Origin of the sequence: Okeania sp. SIO3B5 (assembly GCF_010692555.1) — a bacterium.
Taxonomy (GTDB): Bacteria; Cyanobacteriota; Cyanobacteriia; order Cyanobacteriales; family Microcoleaceae; genus Okeania.
In genome coordinates this window covers 1-18,996 of the sequence record NZ_JAAHHG010000007.1, presented here as the reverse complement: position 1 = coordinate 18,996, position 18,996 = coordinate 1, and the positions used below count along the sequence as shown (strand labels likewise).

14 protein-coding genes, 2 tRNA genes and 1 pseudogene are annotated in these 18,996 nt (G+C 36.0%); 7 read left to right on the top strand and 10 right to left on the bottom strand.

Annotation, left to right across the window (positions count from 1 at the left end):
• Positions 1–42: 42 nt before the first annotated feature.
• Together F6K54_RS01840 and F6K54_RS01835 are read right to left on the bottom strand one after the other, a co-directional pair.
• Positions 43–1,170, bottom strand: a complete 1,128-nt coding sequence (locus F6K54_RS01840) for a helix-turn-helix transcriptional regulator (RefSeq protein ID WP_293073661.1) — start codon at positions 1,168–1,170, stop codon at positions 43–45.
• An 821-nt stretch (positions 1,171–1,991) separates the two neighbouring features.
• Positions 1,992–2,543, bottom strand: a complete 552-nt coding sequence (locus F6K54_RS01835; RefSeq protein WP_293073658.1) for a DUF3611 family protein — start codon at positions 2,541–2,543, stop codon at positions 1,992–1,994.
• Positions 2,544–2,920: 377 nt separating this feature from the next.
• Here F6K54_RS01835 and F6K54_RS01830 point away from each other — a divergent pair, with 377 nt between their 5' ends.
• The 3 genes from F6K54_RS01830 (at position 2,921) to F6K54_RS01820 (ending at position 5,473) form a co-directional block, all read left to right on the top strand.
• Positions 2,921–3,091: a hypothetical protein gene (locus F6K54_RS01830; RefSeq protein ID WP_202224614.1), complete on the top strand. Its 171-nt coding sequence runs from the start codon at positions 2,921–2,923 to the stop codon at positions 3,089–3,091.
• Positions 3,092–3,813: 722 nt separating this feature from the next.
• Entirely contained in the window at positions 3,814–5,040 is a 1,227-nt protein-coding gene (locus F6K54_RS01825; protein WP_293073649.1) for a transposase, read from the top strand.
• A 139-nt stretch (positions 5,041–5,179) separates the two neighbouring features.
• On the top strand, positions 5,180–5,473 hold the full coding sequence (locus F6K54_RS01820; protein ID WP_375341946.1) for a hypothetical protein: 294 nt from the start codon (positions 5,180–5,182) through the stop codon (positions 5,471–5,473).
• Positions 5,474–6,045: 572 nt separating this feature from the next.
• On the opposite strand, the gene F6K54_RS01815 is transcribed toward F6K54_RS01820, so the two are convergent.
• From F6K54_RS01815 to murA, 6 genes are all read right to left on the bottom strand, one after another.
• Positions 6,046–6,279, bottom strand: coding sequence for a hypothetical protein (locus F6K54_RS01815; protein ID WP_366558024.1), 234 nt, complete (start codon positions 6,277–6,279; stop codon positions 6,046–6,048).
• Between the two features lie 16 nt (positions 6,280–6,295).
• A tRNA-Leu gene (locus F6K54_RS01810) sits at positions 6,296–6,377 on the bottom strand.
• Positions 6,356–7,228, bottom strand: coding sequence for a M48 family metallopeptidase (locus F6K54_RS01805; protein ID WP_293073647.1), 873 nt, complete (start codon positions 7,226–7,228; stop codon positions 6,356–6,358). Before F6K54_RS01805 ends, F6K54_RS01810 begins: the two co-directional genes overlap by 22 nt.
• A 186-nt stretch (positions 7,229–7,414) precedes the next feature.
• Positions 7,415–7,819, bottom strand: coding sequence for a hypothetical protein (locus F6K54_RS01800; RefSeq protein ID WP_293073645.1), 405 nt, complete (start codon positions 7,817–7,819; stop codon positions 7,415–7,417).
• A gap of 439 nt (positions 7,820–8,258) precedes the next feature.
• Positions 8,259–8,432: a hypothetical protein gene (locus tag F6K54_RS01795; protein WP_375341945.1), complete on the bottom strand. Its 174-nt coding sequence runs from the start codon at positions 8,430–8,432 to the stop codon at positions 8,259–8,261.
• A 25-nt stretch (positions 8,433–8,457) separates the two neighbouring features.
• The gene (gene murA / locus F6K54_RS01790; RefSeq protein ID WP_375341944.1) at positions 8,458–9,828 is read right to left on the bottom strand and encodes a UDP-N-acetylglucosamine 1-carboxyvinyltransferase; all 1,371 of its coding nucleotides are present in this window, start codon (positions 9,826–9,828) and stop codon (positions 8,458–8,460) included.
• Between the two features lie 718 nt (positions 9,829–10,546).
• Between murA and ald the strand changes: the two genes are divergently transcribed.
• From ald to F6K54_RS01775, 3 genes are all read left to right on the top strand, one after another.
• Complete coding sequence (ald, locus tag F6K54_RS01785) at positions 10,547–11,638, top strand: alanine dehydrogenase (RefSeq protein WP_293073642.1); 1,092 nt, start codon at positions 10,547–10,549, stop codon at positions 11,636–11,638.
• Between the two features lie 1,590 nt (positions 11,639–13,228).
• Positions 13,229–13,312, top strand: a tRNA-Leu gene (locus F6K54_RS01780).
• Between the two features lie 257 nt (positions 13,313–13,569).
• Positions 13,570–14,355 carry an RNA methyltransferase gene (locus tag F6K54_RS01775; protein ID WP_293073639.1) on the top strand — a complete coding sequence of 262 codons (786 nt, stop codon included), beginning with the start codon at positions 13,570–13,572 and terminating at the stop codon, positions 14,353–14,355.
• A 142-nt stretch (positions 14,356–14,497) separates the two neighbouring features.
• Here F6K54_RS01775 and F6K54_RS01770 read toward each other — a convergent pair whose 3' ends face one another.
• On the bottom strand, positions 14,498–14,737 hold the full coding sequence (locus F6K54_RS01770; RefSeq protein WP_293073636.1) for a hypothetical protein: 240 nt from the start codon (positions 14,735–14,737) through the stop codon (positions 14,498–14,500).
• A gap of 1,077 nt (positions 14,738–15,814) precedes the next feature.
• On the bottom strand, positions 15,815–16,216 hold the full coding sequence (gene tnpA / locus F6K54_RS01765) for an IS200/IS605 family transposase (protein WP_293073633.1): 402 nt from the start codon (positions 16,214–16,216) through the stop codon (positions 15,815–15,817).
• A 667-nt stretch (positions 16,217–16,883) separates the two neighbouring features.
• Between tnpA and ltrA the strand changes: the two are divergent.
• Positions 16,884–18,795: pseudogene (gene ltrA / locus F6K54_RS01760) on the top strand (group II intron reverse transcriptase/maturase).
• Positions 18,796–18,996 lie beyond the last annotated feature (201 nt).

Sequence of the window (18,996 nt, the reverse complement as noted above, 5' to 3'; positions counted from 1 at the left end):
TAATAACTCATAGCTGATAGCTGACCGCTGAATGCTGAATGCTTACATCATTGTTTCTGGCGGAGCAAGATCGGAACCAACTACTACACTACCTTTAGTAGATTTTAATCCTGGTGTTTGAGTAGTTTCTAAATGTTTATCTGAGTGAGCAACTGAATCAGGAGTTTCTAATTTATCTGGAGTAAGATTTGCTCCTGGACTTGGTTGTTGAGATATCCAATTTAGTCCACCTACTGCACCGGCCATTAAAGCTGTATAACCTATATATAGATGAATGGGACCTATACCTAATCCAATGTCCTTGTTGGAGTTAGACCAAGATGGTATTAAGCTTTGAAGTGGATCGGATGTAGGTAAAGCCTCTGCTAAAGCTACTCCATCAAATCCTAAAGCGTTACCAATACGAAAGATGAATCCTCGAAGATATACATCTTCTGGTAGTTCGTCTGTTTTGCCTTTTTCTATTGCTTCTAGATAATGAAGGGGTACAAAAGTTTGTTTATGAATTTGTTTCATAGATAAACAACGCATTTTTCGTGCTTTTTGTAATTTTTCCCCTAGTTGCTGTAAATATGTATTTCTTTCTTGAACTAATAAGGCTGCTTTTTCTGCTTTTGTGAGTTTTTTTTGCCGTTTTCTTCGATTATTTTGTGGTTGTAACTCTTCTGAGGAGTTTTGATTATTTTCTGAGAGATTAGTTTCCATGTTGTGGGAATCTATGGATACTAAGGTTGATTCAGTAGTAATTTCTGATTCTATGGTAGTAGTTAGGTTGGTACTCATATGTGTTTGAGGCTGATTTTGATGATTTTGGATTAACTGTTCCTGATTCATTTTTTGGTAATTTATACTTTCTTTCTGCTCGTTCATATTGTCAGAATGAGAGTAAATTGGGTCTGCTGAAAATGTGTTTTTTTCTGGTATTAATGTTCTAGTCAAGTTTTTTAGGCTGAGTTTTATTGCTTCTAGTCCTAACACTTTTATTTGAGCTTGGGTTTGAGCTACTGCTTCTTCTAGAGAAGTTTTTATGTCAGTCAACATTACACTATATATTTGGCTAGTATAAGTTTCAGCTTCGATATTACTCAGTAGCGATCGCCAATCATATTGACCAATTTCTATAGGAATATGCCCAGAAAAACTATAGCCAGATTTAGGTTTTAATTCCATAATTAGGGTTTTAGTTTTATGTATACTTAATAGGAGTAATCTAAGTAATTTATTCTGGAATTTCGTGTTGATTCCGGATATAAGAAGTGCGAAGATTTAATTTTTATTTTTTATACAAGTTTCCAAATATTTCAGTTTTTTCTTTTCCTGGCAAATTTTTCTAACGAGTAACCTTTAATTCATCTATTGCGAAATAGTTTTTTTTACAACACTTAGGATTTGCGCTCAAAAGTCTGATGGTGATTATAGGGAACAGGGAACACGGAACAGGGAATAGTTTAGACTATCTGCTACGGCCAAAAATTTGGCATCGTCAGGGGAAAAGTATTAGCATTTTGAGGCTACAATAGCCAAAAACCTTGCACCTTTTCAAGACATAAAAATGCTAAAACCAATATCAGTAAATGCGCGTGATATTTAATCAGCAAGCCCCACTTAATAATATAATTAATTTTAGGTAAATTTTATAGATAGATTAAATAGATAGATTAATTGGTTACAAATTAATAATCCAGTTAAAGTATCAATAGAAAGTGCAATTCTACAAAACCATAACTGAATATACAAATTTTTTTCTCAAATAATTCTTGACTATAGTTTATAGGAACTCTCAAATATATAGACTACAGTAGCCAAAGCACCATTCCCTACTTTCTCTTCTTGTTAGCATTTCGTTGCATCTGATTCTTCCAGAGTTAAATACCTCTTAGAGAGCAGCTAACGCTAAAGCCAATGCAAAGTCAAACCGCTACTCCCCTACCCCAAAGTAATTTTGTAGTCTACTTAAAATGAATTGCGCTGTAAAAATACAATTTTAATGACTACTTGTAAACTCGATCAAGTAAAAATAGCCCTACAACAATTCCGATAAAATGAGCCACAATTATGTGAGTATTACCCAATACTATAAAAATATCTACTGTAAATTCTCCTAGTTCTGTAGGGTTAAACATAAACGATCCACTAACGAATGATTTGCCTAATAAAATACCTCCAATTGCTTCTGCTCCTAATAAACTTAAGGCCATCCCAACCAAGTTAGTAATTAAAGTCCTTTTCACTTGTTGAGTTGTATCTGCCCTGCTTGGCCTTAAAGAAGGTGTGGGCGATTGTAATTGTCTTGCCAAACGAGTGTGACGGAATGAGAGGTAAATGCTAAATCCCAATACCAAAAGCCCACAAACCGCAAAAAATAGGCCACCTCCTGTACCTGTTTGATTTTTTTGACCAGGTAAGGTGACAACAGCAAATAAAAAGATGATGCCTGAAATTACCCCCAATACAAGTTGGGACCAAAAACAAGCCCATCCGCCGAACCGGAGTGCATTGGCTACTTGTTTAACAGCAGTTGGTAGGTCTGATAAGTTTGACATATTTATGCTTATGTATTGTCAATGCTTTAATATACTCACGACTTGCCCTTGAAAGAAAACGCTATAGGTGGTTTTTTTCTCGCGTACATTTTTAGAGTTTCCCCACCAAGAGACTGGGGCGGACACAATCTAGACCAATAGCCTATATATATTTAAGACTGTAGCATTTATGCGGATGTTTGAGCAATATGAGAAATGTGGACCGATATTCCTATAAGATTCTGAATTAAAGATTACAATGGGGGCTTTCTACGAATATTCGATCAAATTTTGGAAATTATGGTTGACTGTAGGTCAACTCCTTTTAAAATATATTTAAGAATTGTAAACAAACAACTCTATTTGTAAACGTTATTAAATTCGAGACCGATTGAATTATGACACAACCACAGCCTACTACGAAACCTAATCTGGATGAACCAAAATTCGGTTTTAACCAATATTCAGAACGTCTGAATGGTAGAGCAGCTATGATTGGCTTTGTATTAACTCTAGCAATTGAATACTTTACTGGAGAAGGTTTACTATCTTGGTTAGGTCTCAATTAAAGTTTTAGCTATACCTAAATTATAGAGAAGGCTACTTATTATAATAGAGATTAAACCAACTTGACTCAGCAAGGGGTCTCCAGGGATCATCTCCGATTTAACGGGAGAGAACTTCACTACAAAAGTCTATCTGTAATAAAAATATACTAGAAGTCTATTGTTGGTAAGCCTTATATTTTGACATCCTCCCCGGCCTAAAGGCGCGGGGATTCCTACTAAGCCGTAGCTCCTCGGCGGGTTGACGCTTTGCTTCGCATAGCTGTCGCTAACACAGGGTGCTGCTTCCTTGGCGGTAGTCTAACGCTTCCCTCCACGTCCGTTTAGAGTTTCCGAGTGCCCCCCGGCAACTAATGACACAATAGCATATATTCAATTCACTTGTATGCTCAAATAAAAAGTCGCCCTACAAGGGCGAGGCTTTAAACCCAATTTTTCGGTAAAAAACTTACCAACAATTTCTATACTGATTTAAAGTGTAATACGACAGTATAGTTAGTTATTAGTATAATAAAAGTTATACATAAATATAGTCATATATAGTCAAGTGATGTCAAATATCTTCGTTGATTTATACAAAAGAGCGCCTTTATATTTGACAAAATTTAATCACTCCAAGGCCAAAGGTTTAATAGTATAATGAAATTGGCACTTGAGTTTCAGACTAAATAATCAGAAAAATTCCGAAATCCTCGAATCCTAATATAATTTTCACCCCTTGATTTATGAGATTAGTTGAGAGACATATTATTCAAAAAAATCATCGGTTTTATCCTGAAATTGACCGACTGTGTTTCTTGTCTAAAAATCTCTATAACTATTCTAATTACTTAGTTCGTCAGTCTTTTATATTTGAAAATACTTATCTTTCTTATTATGACCTGCAAAAAACACTCTCTACTCAATTAGATTATCAAGAAATTCCAGCTAAAGTATCTCAACAAATATTGATGATACTAGATAGAAACTGGAAGAGCTTTTTAGCAGCAAACGAAGTTTATAAAAATAACCCATCAAAGTTTAAATTTCGTCCTCGTCTTCCTGGATATAAAAATAAAGTAACGGGAAGAAATATTGTGGTTTATACCACACAAGCCATCAGCAAGAAGGAGTTAAAACAAGGAATTATTAATCCCAGTAAAACAGGGATTTATCTAAAAACATTAGTACCTACTTCACAAATTAAACAAGTTCGTCTTGTCCCCAGACTTAACCATTATGTAATTGAGGTGGTTTATGAAGCCACTGAAAAACAATACGAGCTAGAAAAAAATCGTTGTGCCAGTATTGATATAGGATTAAACAATCTAGCTACATTAACTTTTAATCAAGCCGGAATCAAACCGCTCTTGATCAATGGCAGACCGTTAAAATCTATCAATCAATACTATAACAAAGTTAAGAGCTTCCTACAGCCTCAACTCCGGGAAAATAAATCGAGCAAAAGACTGAAAAAACTTTGCAATAAAAGAGAATTTAAAATCAATGACTATCTTCATAAAGCGTCTCGTTTAATTATTGATACCCTGATTAATCAGAAAATAGGAACATTGATAATCGGGCATAATGAACACTGGAAGCAGAAGATAAGTTTAGGGAAAAGAAACAATCAAAATTTTGTCTGTGTGCCCTATAACAGGTTAATTGAAATGTTATCTTATAAAGCAAAGATGGTAGGCATAAATGTAATTATTACAGAAGAATCTTACACCTCCGCATCAAGTTTTATAGATAATGATTTGATTCCAGTGTACAAGGAAGGTGAGAAAAATCAAGTCACTTTCTCAGGAAAAAGAATAAAAAGAGGTTTGTATCGTACCGCCAGCAAAAGATTAATCAATGCTGATGTCAACGGTTCTCTAAACATAATGAAAAAAGCAGTCCCAAATGTCTTTGACTATGGGATAGAGGGTGTTGTAGTTCACCCAGTCAGAATAACACCTGCAAAATAAGGATATGTCATATTTGACCATATTTTTATGAACTATCTATTAAGGATATAAATATAAAGGGAATTTATTAGACAATCAGCTTAATTCCCTGGAATGCAAGAAAATTACGAGTAAATTGAAGTTGTATCAAATTAAGTTTATGATAAATACTTTATGGCCCAAATTTTTGAAAGCTGCTTATCGCAAAGATCCTTTAGCAAGCTTTTTTGTGACAGTAGGATCGGTTGATGCTGTTATTGGTGGTTTAGGGGCAAGTTGGTCTCTATTTTTTCTGGGGATGGGTACAGTAGGAATCGCTATCATATTACGCTTCTGGTTGTTAAAGCGTTCTGAGATAGATGGAGCTACTCCTATTCCAGAATATTATCTACCGCCTAACTCTTCTCGTCCACAGCTACCAATTCTAAATAGAAATAAAAAGCATCTTTCTTGAGTTAAATCCCACATTCCGCACCACAAGCATACTACAAAACTATTTTTAACAAAGCAGATGGATTACCGAAAAGCGACGTTGAAAGCCCCCGTGTTTTAACCTATGCTTTATAAGCAAAATTATTTACAAAAGTGGATAATGCCTATTATCAAAAGCTTACGAGCATTTTGTTGGTTTTACAAGCTTTGACAAATTGACTAACTTGTGTACTCCTAAAAGTTGTTTTTTGTCGTTGCGATCGCAACGACACTAGGAGCGTTCAAGCTCCAATACATCAAATGATATTTTTGTCAAGTTTTATGTTAAGAAAGATGTTTATAACCTACATTCCGCACGACAAAGTGTAGTATAAAAATAGGAGACAGGAGACAGGAGACAGGAGACAATTATAGTGGTCAATAGGAGTAAGTAATTGAGTATTTATGCTTAATATTTTCCTGAGAATTTGACGAATCAGAAACGTCAATGAATCGGAGCTACATAGTATAAATACCTACCAAGCTGCCGTTTTATACTACTTTTAATGCTACAACTTGACGTGCAGAATGTGGGCTATCAGTCTAAATACTTACTCAAGTTTTACCATCTTTGCATACTACATTTTGTCGTGCGGAATGTAGGCTCAAATAAAAAAAATGGGAACCTTGGTTCCCACTTTTCTGATTTTTTAGACTTCTTCTTAGTTGCTGTTGTTGCTTTTTGACTTGTCTTAATCTCGCAGTTCCTCCTCTTCCCTTAATATTTCTTCCCTGGTAACGAGGAGACTCCCATCTTTTTAACCGTTGTGCCATATCTACAAATATCACCTCACTTTAGTAGAAGTGGGCAGAGAGAGACTCGAACTCTCACGACCGAAGTCGCCACATTTTGAGTGTGGTGCGTCTACCAATTTCGCCACCCGCCCTTATTGTTACTATTATAATCACTTCTTGTCAAATTTTGCAAGAGATCCTGATATTTTTGACTACTTGACCATTTATCAATCTCTCTAGCACGCAATACAGGTAATGGATGAGTGAGTTGGGCTGTTTGAATTTGCCTTAAAGCTTCACCGAGTTCCGTATGACTAAATTCTTTGTAAGCTCTTGCTTGGGCTAAAAAAGCATCAACATTAAGTTGAGTTGATATACTCGGAGAACCACCTGCCAACTTCATCAGAACTGATGCCACTACTTTTGGGTTTTGTGTTGCTAATAGAGCTGCGCGATCGCAAGTAAATTCTGCACACCTTACCCATTCTAGTATTTGATTTTGTATGCTTTGAGCTATAATGCTACCCCATGTCGAAATTTGTCCAGCAGCTAGTACAATTAGATTACCTAAAGTGAGGTATACTCCATGTTCACACTTAAGATGTCCTAGTTCGTGGCCTAATACTGCTTGAATTTCTTCTAAGTTCAGTAACTCTATCAAAGATGTATGAACAACAATGAAAGGTTGTTTACCTCGCATGGCAAATGTATAAGCATTGGGAGTAGGATGTTGACGAACATATAATTGTGGTGGTTCTAAATCAAGTGTCTGACAAGCATCTAATAGTATTTTGTATAAATGTGGTAATTGATCTTTGCCTACTAATACACTGGATGCAATATTTTCCATGTAGAAAAATTGCTCTCCTAATGGTCCCAATAATTGTCTCACTAATAAATCTATGCCTGGCAGTTGTTTGATAGTATTGGTTGCTTCTAAATCTAATGGATGCCGAAAATTATCTGCTTTTAAGCCAATTAAGGGTATTGTTGCCAAAACCATATATTGTTAATTGTTAGTCATAGTTTCTATGATTTTAGCACAATTTGAGCAGAATAATTTCTGCTTCAACTATTTCAAAGTTAAGGATAGTTTGTTTTTGTAGAAACATCATTTTTTACACACCAATTAATCACTCTACGACTAGCTGCATGTAGGTAATTATTTACTCGGTTATCCCACTTGAAATTAAGTTCCTTTATTTGTCGCCAAGCTTTTATTAGATTGAGCTTTAGCCAGTTTATTATTAAAATTTTGATTGATACTTTTTAAAGGTCTACCATTAACCAACAGAGGTTTTATGTCTGGTTGATTTGAAGTTATAGCCATTAAATTAGTCAATCCTAAATCAATAACTGCAACGTAATTAGATTGTTTTTGTTCTACATCACAAACAGTGTAAACAACTTCTATAACATAGCAATTTAGCTTCGGTACAATACGAACTTGGTTAATATTATTAACAAAAGTAGGAGATTCAATACTAGAAGTAGAAAGTTTAATTATTCCTTTGTTTAAAGCAGGTTTAGATAACGCATTTGATGGAGAAATCACAACGTTTCTACCCCGTTCTTTATGCTTATACTTAGGCATCTTTGGTTGGACTAAATATTTATCAGGGTGTTTTGACCAATCTTTTAATGCAGCTAACCAACATGCGCCAACATTCTGAAACTCTTCTAACTATTTGTTTACCGAAAAGCGACGTTGAGAGCAAGCGTGTTTTAACCGGGGGATGAAAACAAGCGAGTCGTTTAGACTAGACAACTTTAGTTGTCCTATGCTATTATCTTAAATATACAAATGTTTAGACAAAAGTAAGCAGAAGGCTAGGGTTAAACTTAAGCCGACTGTGTAGGGGCACTTTGACTTGTCCCCAAAGAATATATCTTTGGTCAGCTAAGGAAAAACGAAGCAACAAGGATTTATCCTGTTGCGTAGTATCAACTTAGAATCCCCTCGGCAATAGCTGCGGGGAGTAGTCAATCACCTTTGTCGGTAAATACCTATAAGCTTGTGACATACTCCCACACTAAGCTGAAGCTATAGTGTGGGCTTCTAATTTTGCAGTTCCGGTACCCCGTCGGACTCCACGAACTTTAAGGACGGAATGCCCTGCCGCCCTATTTTTTATATTTATTGCTGCATTCAAGTCGCAGTCAATCACAACACCGCAATGGGGACAAGAATGAGATGGAATACTCACATTATTTATGAAAAATTAAATCAGCTTAAACAGAAGTCTGCAATATTTCATGTTCTGTATCTATATCTATTCTTTGCAACTGTGCTCCCAACTTTTTAAGTTTAACTTCTAGTTTTTCGTACCCTCGGTCTAAGTGCTGTAAACCTTGAAAAGTAGTTTCTCCTTCTGCGGCCAATGCTGCTAGTACCAAAGCAGCAGAAGCTCTAAGATCTGTACCAATTACTGGAGCTGCTGAAAGCTTGGACACACCTTCTACAATGGCATGATTTCCTTTTACCCTAATATTAGCACCCATCCTATTTAGCTCTGAAACATGACGCATACGATTCTCAAATACTGTCTCTGTAACAGAACTACTACCAGAACACACACTTAGCAAGGCCATAAAAGGAGCCTGCATATCTGTGGGAAAACCAGGGTATGGCTGAGTCTCAATATCAGTAGCGACAAGGTTTTTACTAGGCATAACGCGTAAGCTTCCGGGCACTTCTTGTCTGATATTTACTCCTACTGACTCAAGTTTGGAGATAACTGCACTTAAATGTTTAGGAACAACTGGTGAAATAGTTATGTCTGAATTAGTAATAGCACCAGCGATTAAAAATGTCCCAGCTTCTATTCTGTCAGGTATAATAGTGTAATCTACAGAATGTAGCTTAGGGACTCCAGATATAATTATGCTCTTTGTGCCAGCACCAATAATATTAGCCCCCATAGCTATACACAAATTAGCTAGGTCTACTACCTCTGGTTCTTGAGCTGCATTTTCAATGATGGTTTCTCCCTCAGCCAAGGTTGCTGCCATCATTAATGTTTCAGTAGCTCCAACACTAGGATAGTCAAGATATATTTTTGCTCCTTGTAACTTTTTTTTACTACCAGTAATATAGGCGTTGACTATACCATGCTCAATATGAACTTCTGCTCCTAAAGCTTGTAAACCTCGAACATGAAGATCTACAGGTCTAGCACCAATAGCACATCCACCTGGTAATGGTACGCGGGCTACTCCTAGTCTGGCCAGAATAGGGCCTATAACAAAAAAGCTAGCACGTAACTGTCTAACTAATTCATAAGGAGCTTCAGTAGTATCTAAATTACTCGCATCAACATCTAAAGTATTACCATTCTGTTCTAACTTTGCTCCTAATGCAGATAAAACCTGTCCCATTCTATTAATATCTGCCAGAGAAGGAACTTGGCGTAACCGACAAGTGCCTGAACAAAGCAATGTTCCTGCCATCGCAGCTAGAGCAGAATTTTTGGCACCACTGATATTTATGTTTCCTTTAAGATGAGATGGACCACAAATTTTCAGTATTGACTGGTTGATAGGGGATGATTTTGGGTTCTCTTTTGAATTTGATGGTTGATTGATGGCTCTGTCCTCCCTCAATTACCTAATTTATTAATTTCAATTTTTGCTTCTGATTGTACTGGAAAGTTAGCAGATGTCTAGGGGTTGACAAATCCTATTTCTTAATATAAGTTGCAAAAAAAAATTAGATGCCTCCGGAATAATTGGGGTTTGCTGAAAAAATCGGAGTAGTATTGCAAAATTATTCAAGCAAGGCAGATATTAACGAAGTCAAAAGTTAGAAGTCAGAAGTCAGAAGTAATCAGGGTTGTCCTTTTAATTAAAAACACAACAAATAATAGCAAATATCAATAACTTTTCTATGTTTTCTTGAGCAGGGGAGTATAAAAGTGGGGAACTAGCGGAGTGGTAAACATAAGAATAATACACATATACTAGCTAATAATCGCTCAAAAAGTTATTTAATTCTACTAATTACTTAATCATTGAAGTCTTGCGTAAGTATAGTATTCTTTTTAAGAAATGGTATAAGTGGTTTAAATGTACAACAGCTTACAACATAGATGCCTGATTTTTGCTAGATTTTAGCTAAAAATAGCGCACTATTACTGATTTGATGATGCCTCAGATCTTTACCCAATAAGCTTTTTCCATTTATTCAGCAAGTTCTAGTTAATACGGTGTATAAGTGATAAAATATGCCCTATTTATAAATAATTGCTTAATCAATTTTGAGTTAGATTTAAAGCAGTCAGAATAAGGTTATATTTTCGACTATAAAATATAGAGGTGGTGAATGGAGATAGGTATTCCCAAGGAAATTAAGGATCTAGAGTTTCGTGTAGGACTAACTCCTGCAAGTGTCAGGGTATGTATTGAAGCTGGTCACCAGGTTTTCATTGAAACAGGAGCAGGGTTGGGTGCAGGCTTTAGTGATGAGGATTATATCCAAGCAAAGGCCAAAATTTTACAAAATGCTGGGGATCTTTGGAATTGTGAAATGATCGTGAAGGTAAAAGAACCTCTATCATCAGAATACCAATTTCTCAAATCAGGACAAATCCTGTTTACTTATCTACATTTGGCTGCTGACCGGAAGCTAACTGAAAGGTTGATTGAAAGTGGGGTGACGGCGATCGCTTACGAAACAGTGGAGCTACCTGACCATAAGTTACCTTTGTTAACTCCCATGAGTATAATAGCTGGACGTCTTTCTGTGCAGTTTGGGGCGAGATTTTTGGAAAGGCAACAGGGTGGTAGAGGTTTACTATTAGGCGGAGTTCCTGGTGTTATGCCTGGTAAGGTGATGATTCTGGGAGGTGGGATTGTTGGTACAGAAGCAGCGAAAATTGCTGTTGGTTTGGGCGCAAGGGTTCAAATTTTTGATATAAATGTGGAAAGGTTAGCTTATCTGGAGACTCTATTTGGTTCTAGAGTGGATTTGTTATACAGCAGTTCTTCTGCTATTGAAGCAGCTATTGTAGATTCCGATTTACTTATAGGGGCAGTTCTAGTTCCTGGTCGTCGTTCTCCAGTTTTAGTAACTAAAAGTTTGGTAGCGCAGATGCGTCCTGGGTCTGTGATTATTGATGTAGCTGTGGATCAAGGTGGTTGTGTGGAAACTCTACGTCCAACTTCTCATACAAATCCTACCTATGTGGAATCGGGAGTTCTACATTATGGAGTGCCTAATATGCCTGGAGCAGTTCCCTGGACAGCTACTCAAGCTCTGAATAATAGTACTTTGCCCTATGTATTACAGTTAGCTAATTATGGGAGTGAGGCTTTAGAAAAAAATCCCGCCTTGGCTAAGGGTTTGAATGTTAAAGACCATTTTTTGGTTCATCCTGCTGTCCGAGAAGTATTTCCCGATTTAAGTAATAATTAAGTTTAAAAATTACCGAATTATTAATTATTAATTATTAATTATTAAACAATTCTGGTGTAAAGCCTCCCCTTTTAAGGAAAAAAAAATAATATCTCCTGATATTCAATCCTCTCGGTTTTAACCAGAGGTAATTATCAATTATCAATTAATGAAAGATATTTTTTTTGGTCATTAAGTTAGAAGAAGTTGACTCTTAATAGCCATATATTCTGCCAATATTTAGGGAGCAGTTGTCAACTAAGATATGAAAATAAATCAGTTTCTAGATGTAGCTGTACACGGAGCCTATTCCATGTAAGTGTAGTAGAGTGATTATAGTAGATTGGCTGAATAAGAATGAAAACTTAACCCCCATACTTCAAAAACTATTTAAAAAGCTAATGCTACTGTATTGCATAAACCTGGAATGCACTGTATTTGTAATTCAAAATAGGCTTCGAGAAGTATGGAATTATTTAATGTTATATAAGCAAGTAGACAAAATTAATTCCCTATGTTTTTCATCAAAATATATCCTCAGATAAAAGGAAGCAAAATGGTGATTTAGATGAGATTCATATTGAGAATTAAATACCAATACCAGTCAGCTATCAGCAATTAAGTAGGTAGGGCTTGCTGATTAAATCTAAAAGTATTTACAGATAAAGGTTTTAGCCTTTTTGGGGCCTTTAAAAAGTACCAGCTTTTAGATGGAAAAAGCTCATGCATGCTAGTATTTTGGGATGATTATGGCAGAACAATCTTGGGAAAATTCTTACTCCTACCTCTTCGCTCCCATACCATTTCTCCTGTCTCCTGTCTCCTGTCTCCTGTCTCCTACCTCAGCAAAAAGATTTTATTCAGCAAACCCTAGGTAGGCGTTAATAAACATCACTATATAACGAAATTTTAAAGCAGTTAAAACCCTTGAGATTGCTTCCTTCCGCTCTGCTCCAGTCGCAATGACATACTTATAAATTTTTTCACCTACCTACTTAGTAATGAATAATTACTTCTAAAGTTTAGTCCGGGGACTTTGGCAGTAACTTCTTATTCTTTCTCAATTTTAAAGGTTGCTTTTACGCAGACCCAAAATTAATGGCTAATAGCTAATAGATCACGCCTGAATGCTTACCTATCTCTCTCAAAGTACTTAACAATTTTGCTCAAGAATATGTAATTAATTGTGTACAGTTGAATATCATAAAAAATTTATTTCGTCAAATACTGTAAAAAAAAATGTTAAGCTTTATAAACTAAAAAAACTATCTACTGTTGGTGAAATAACCATCTATGCAGTTAAAGTTAACAGTGGAATGAGACTTATACACTCCTAATTTATGTGAAGTTAAAATGCTCTGCAAGATTTTAGATTAATGTTCATGATTATACCAAATTTAGCAAATGACGTAAATAGGTAAAAATAAATGAGAATATTCTCAATAGTCTTGATTTGATTAAATTTTGTAACAATTTAAAAGATTAAAAATTACAAAGGTTATTATAAATACTTATAAGTTTGAATTATCAAAAGTATGGCAGTAAAAAAAACTTAATTTAAAGTGATTGACAAATTGGAGTAGATCGGCAACAATAAAAAATTGTGATTTAGCGGAACTGGCGGAATTGGTAGACGCGCTAGATTCAGGTTCTAGTGTTCGCAAGGACTTCCGGGTTCAAGTCCCGGGTTCCGCATTATCTAGTGCAGCTACGCGGAAGTCAAAAGTCAAAAGTATTGATTGGTAAGGCTCTTAGAATTTTGTAACTGGTTAGTTATTTCTGTCATCCTGCACTAGGTATATGCAGCATTTCTTGATTAGTGATCAAAATCTAATAGATAGGAAAATGAAAAAATCCCTCTCGTGTTTCACTCCTCAAATTAAAATTAAATAAGTAATACTTAAAATTAAAAATAAAATAAGTAATACTAGATAAAAAATAAATTATAAGTAGTGCTGACCAGTGTACAAAATCCTTTAGTAAAGGAAATCCGTAAGCTTCATCAATCTAAAGGAAGAAAGGAGAGGCAGTTATTTTTATTAGAGGGAACTCATATCCTAGAAGAAGCTTGCCACAAAAGTTATCCTCTTTTAACTGTATGTTGTACGCCTGAATGGCAAGAAAGACATCAATCTTTGTGGGAATTATTATCTCAAAAAGCTCAAAGGATAGAATTGGTAAGTGAAAGAGTTTTGAAATCTCTTACTACTACAGTTAATCCTGATGGAATAATAGCTATAGCACCACAAAAGTCAACAAATTATGTCAAAATTCCTAGTTTGGGAATTGCTTTGGACAAATTGCAAGACCCTGGTAACTTTGGTACTATCATCAGGACAGCTACAGCAACAAATGTAGATGGTTTGTGGTTAAGTGCAGATAGTGTGGACTTATATCATCCTAAAGTAGTTAGAGCTTCAGCAGGGGTATGGTTTAAGTTGCCTATGGCTATTTCTGAAAATTTAAAGGCTGAGGTATTAAAGTTACAAAATCAAGGTTTGCAAATTGTAGCAACAGTACCAAACTCAACTATAAATTATTGGCAAATTGACTTACGAAAACCGACATTAATAATCTTAGGAAATGAGGGTTCTGGTATTTCACAAGATTTACTTGAGTTGGCTGATTATTCTGTCAAGATTCCTTTGGGTAATGAAGTCGAATCTTTGAACGTTGCTGTCTGTACAGCGGTAATTTTGTATGAAGTTCAACGTCAACGTCAATCTCAATCAAATTAGTAAATTATGAACCTATTCCAGTAATAAGATTTTTGCGAAAAACCCTAAATATTTTGATAGTTAAAAACTAAAGATTAAACTTTTCAGACACATTTTAATTTAACAGATTAGCCTGTGAAAAATAGTGGGGTAGGTTATTATATTATTCTGAATCCTGTTCCGATAATGGTTGGCTTTGATGATTTGTCTCCATATATTGGTCTATGTCAGCGATCGCTTCCTCTAACTCTGATAAACTAAATTTTTGATTGGACTCTTCAGTATCTTGAAGAGGGGAATTAGACTCTTCATGGTTGGGTTCCTGAATATAGCTATCCAATTGTTTCTCAAAGCTCTCAATAAATGTTTTTGCAGCCTGACTACGAATATCTTTTTTATTCATATCAATTTTTGTCCTTGTTATCTTCTTGTTAAGAGTTCAACTTATTTTTATATAAATTATAGGCATACAAACAGCAGAAGTCTAGTGCCGCTACGCGGAAGTTAAAAGTCAAAAGTTAAAAGTCAAAAGTATTGCTTAGTAAGGCTTTTAGGATTTTGTAACTGGTCAGTTATTTCCGCCATCCTGCACTAGATATTTTATTTCTAGATATCTTCCCGGAGCAAAAGTTAAATCTGCTCTATATTATTAATTAATAGCTAATATTTTGATGATTTGGGGCTTTTGATTTTTTTTATAGAGCGATCAGATTATTAATTTTGACTACCTTTGTTGAGCTTTTAAATTTGCTCTACAATCAATGAATATTTTAAGCTATTTTTAGCCATTTATCATTCAAAATGTATCTAAATTAAGTTTATATCAACCATTTTTAATCAAATAAAATCATTATCTATAGCAGTCTTCATGTTTCATAGAGTACAGAGATTTTGGCTTAAAGGCAGAAGGCAGAGGACGAAGTTTTGTAGTTTACTTTTGTGAAAACCGCTATAAATAGTAAGATAAACTGAATACTTATAAATTTCAGTATTTTATCTGAAATAATGATCTTTATTTTTTTAAACTCATTATATCATAAACATATAGCTAAGAAAGAATTGGTTAGGACATAGACTAATGACGAATCTTAGACTAGAGAATGTTTTTACAACTATTCCCTGTTCCCTGCTATAAAAATTTTGTTTGTCGCAGCAAAAAAAAAGACTAAGTGAAGTAATGTCTGTATGCAAGGCTAGCTCGTACAGACACGAATGGATAGTTTCCCAATATGGATTATGTACTTAATTTTCTCGCTCCTTGTGCTTTCAACTTAATTATTGCAGTTTATTTTGGTCAAGAATTAAGTTAATCTGGGATCTAGAGCAAATATAAGTTCAAACAAATCCCAAATAAAATATTTAGCTAGGTCCCTAAAATCTCAAATATTATAGTTTTTGCAAACCTAAAAAATGGCGCTCAGAAAGTTCCCGAAAGATTTATCCCCTGGTTGAATAACGACGCGCGGGTAATAAAGCGGTGTTACTTTCCGGTTTGGTTTTCAATGTACTTCCTAACAGTCTCCGTTGAAGCATTTCCTGTTGTAGCACAGAAAAAGCTAGGGGTCCAAAGTGTGGGCAATTTTAGCAATCTAGGAAATTCTTTTCTCAAATAATGAGAAGCTCTACCTTTGACTCGTTTGATAATGACAGAGGGTGCAAAAGTTGGGTCAACTTCTAAAAATAAATGTACATGGTCTGGCATTATTTCTAATGCTATTAGTCTCCAATCATGCTCAGTACATAACTCAAAAATAATCTGTTGCAACCGTTGTTTTACGTCTCCTACCAACACTGGCTTTCTACGCTTTGGACAAAATACAAAATGGTAATTGATCAGTGTTACTGAGTGAGGATTTCTTCTATATTCGTCTAGTTTTTTCATCAATCTGTAGACAGACTATGTTTAATAGTGCTATTATATCTACAGGAGGTGATAATTAATGTATGGATGTCGTGCGACTCGTTGGTTAGCCAAACTACTAAAAGCAAAGTATATCTAACCTTCCAGGTCATAACATGAAGTAAAACTTCGACCTGTGAAAACTCTTATTACCTTGGTGGTGAAATTCCATCCACCTTGTTGTTGGGTTGACAGCATAGGCCACATTAGGGAGACTGAACATCAAACTGATGAAGCTGGTCTAAATGCGGGAAAATACCAGTTACCAAGGAACGATACCGCTAGCAGAGGCTGACAAGTGAACAAACAGGAAGGTAATTAAACTCTCGTTATACATGACCACCCCAAAGGTAGCTATGGAGTGTAGGACGGAAGTCAGAGGATCAATGGATATAGGTATGTCATCGCTTATATCAACAATCATTCAGCACCCTCCGGGAGATTTTACCCCACTAAATCAGTCGTAATAAAGGAATAAGGGAACGAGGAAACCTCTCTAAGACACCTAAGCATATAGGTCGAAATCTTAGGAAGCCATTCAAGGTCAATCTGCACAACGGTTGTAGGTTTTAGGGAGAGTAGGATTGGGTAAGAAGCTCTTTATGCTGACGTACCCACTGTTAGACGTAATGTAAGGCAATGAATAGTAATGAATAAAGCTCAGACACTGAGAAGAAGATTAGGAAACCCTAAGCCATTTTTAAGCGTAGCAAGGGATACAGAGGACATACCTTCACAAGTTTCAATCAATCCTAACCTTAAATGGAAGGATATTAATTGGAAGAAGGTAGAGAAATCTGTGTTCAAATTACAAAGATTGATTTACAGAGCATCCAGCCGTGGCGAACTCCGCACTCCGGCACAGATACCAAAAACTTCTTTTAAAAAGTTATTACGCAAGGTTGCTAGCTGTTAGACGCGTGACACAGGATAACCAGGGAAAGAAAACTGCTGGAATAGATGGTATTAAGAATCTATCTCCAATGCAGCGATTCAACTTGGTGAACCTACTCTCATCACGCCACCTCAAAGCAAGCCCCACCCGCAGGGTCTATATACCAAAACCAGGTAAAGATGAAAAACGTCCATTAGGCATCCCTACGATGTACGACAGAGCGTTACAAGCCCTGGTGAAGTTAGGTATGGAACCAGAATGGGAAGCACGTTTTGAACCTAATAGCTACGGTTTTAGGCCAGGACGGTCAACGCATGATGCCATACAAGCCATCTTTGACAGTATTAAACACAAGCCTAAATATGTTTTAGATGCTGACATATCCAAATGTTTTGACCGAATTAACCATGATGCACTGCTAAGAAAGATTGGAAAATCCCCGTATAGACGATTAATCAATCAATGGTTAAAGTCTGGAGTATTCGACAACAATCAATTCTTAGAATCTGTGGAAGGCACACCACAGGGAGGGGTCATATCACCCAAAAAGCGCAAACATAGCCCTACACGGTATGGAAGAATGCTTAAATAAATTCGCAGAAACCTTACCAGGTAAAAAGCGAGACAATAAGCAAGGACTATCCTTAATACGCTACGCTGATGATTTTGTAATCCTACACAAAGACATCAAAGTAGTGCTGCAAGCAAAAACCGTAATACAGGAATGGTTAAACCAGATAGGATTAGAACTAAAACCAGAAAAAACCAAAATTGCCCATACCTTAGAAGGATATGAAGGGGGCCAACCTGGATTTGACTTTTTAGGATTCACAATCAGGCAATGGAAAGTAAAGTCAACCGAACAAGGGTTTAAAACGCTGATTAAACCATCTTCCAAGAGTATCAAAACTCATTATCGGAAGCTGGCGGATATATGTGACTCTCACAAAACTGTATCCACTAAAGCTTTAATAACCAAATTAAACCCGGTAATAAGAGGATGGGCTAACTATTTCTCAACGCAAGTCAGTAAAACAATATTCAGCAGACTTGATAATCTTCTATGGAAAAGATTATGGAGATGGGCAAGTAGAAGGCATCCAAACAAGTCCGCCACCTGGGTCAAAGAAAAGTATTTCCCCAAAGCAAAAGGAACCAGAAACTGGGTACTTAACGATGGCGAATATATACTAAACCTACACTCAGATGTACTTATTATCAGACACATCAAAGTAAAAGGTAATAAATCACCCTACGACGGTGACTGGACTTATTGGAGCAATAGAATCGGCAAATACCCAGGCGTAAGGAAAGAAGTCACAACGCTGTTAAAACGGCAAAAAGGTAAATGCGAATTTTGTGGATTAACTTTTAGACCAAACGACCTTATGGAAATAGACCATATAAAACCTCGGTCTAAAGGTGGTGACAACACATATAAAAATAAACAACTGTTGCACCGACATTGCCACGATACTAAAACTGCCTTGGATAAAAAGACATATCAAAAACCGAAGTTACAGGCTTTACCTGAAGATTATATATGGGTTGACGATATGTTGGTATTAAGGCAGGGATGTACCCATGACAAGGGACGTTTAAGAGAGGAGCCGATTTGGAGGTGAAAGTCTCACGTCCGGTTCTGAAGACGAGTTGGGTAGGGTAACTTACCTGGCTTAGTTTAACAACAACACCTAGTCAAGAATACCTCAGAAGTAATGGCTGTGCTTGAATACCTATGCACAGAAGCAAATAAGTTGACAAATTGTGGTATTTACTATTGTCGTCAAATGCTATTTAAAGCAGGACGCTTTGTGTCTAAAGCTGAACTAGATTTTGAGTTAAAAAGTAATCTGCATTTTAAGGC

Bases quoted from the DNA above. Each gene is read 5' to 3' on its own strand.
- F6K54_RS01840 (WP_293073661.1), bottom strand. From the start codon at position 1,170: ATGGAATTAAAACCTAAATCTGGCTATAGTTTTTCTGGGCATATTCCT.
- F6K54_RS01835 (WP_293073658.1), bottom strand. From the start codon at position 2,543: ATGTCAAACTTATCAGACCTACCAACTGCTGTTAAACAAGTAGCCAAT.
- F6K54_RS01830 (WP_202224614.1), top strand. From the start codon at position 2,921: ATGACACAACCACAGCCTACTACGAAACCTAATCTGGATGAACCAAAA.
- F6K54_RS01825 (WP_293073649.1), top strand. From the start codon at position 3,814: ATGAGATTAGTTGAGAGACATATTATTCAAAAAAATCATCGGTTTTAT.
- F6K54_RS01820 (WP_375341946.1), top strand. From the start codon at position 5,180: ATGATAAATACTTTATGGCCCAAATTTTTGAAAGCTGCTTATCGCAAA.
- F6K54_RS01805 (WP_293073647.1), bottom strand. From the start codon at position 7,228: ATGGTTTTGGCAACAATACCCTTAATTGGCTTAAAAGCAGATAATTTT.
- F6K54_RS01800 (WP_293073645.1), bottom strand. From the start codon at position 7,819: ATGCCTAAGTATAAGCATAAAGAACGGGGTAGAAACGTTGTGATTTCT.
- ald (WP_293073642.1), top strand. From the start codon at position 10,547: ATGGAGATAGGTATTCCCAAGGAAATTAAGGATCTAGAGTTTCGTGTA.
- F6K54_RS01770 (WP_293073636.1), bottom strand. From the start codon at position 14,737: ATGAATAAAAAAGATATTCGTAGTCAGGCTGCAAAAACATTTATTGAG.
- tnpA (WP_293073633.1), bottom strand. From the start codon at position 16,216: ATGAAAAAACTAGACGAATATAGAAGAAATCCTCACTCAGTAACACTG.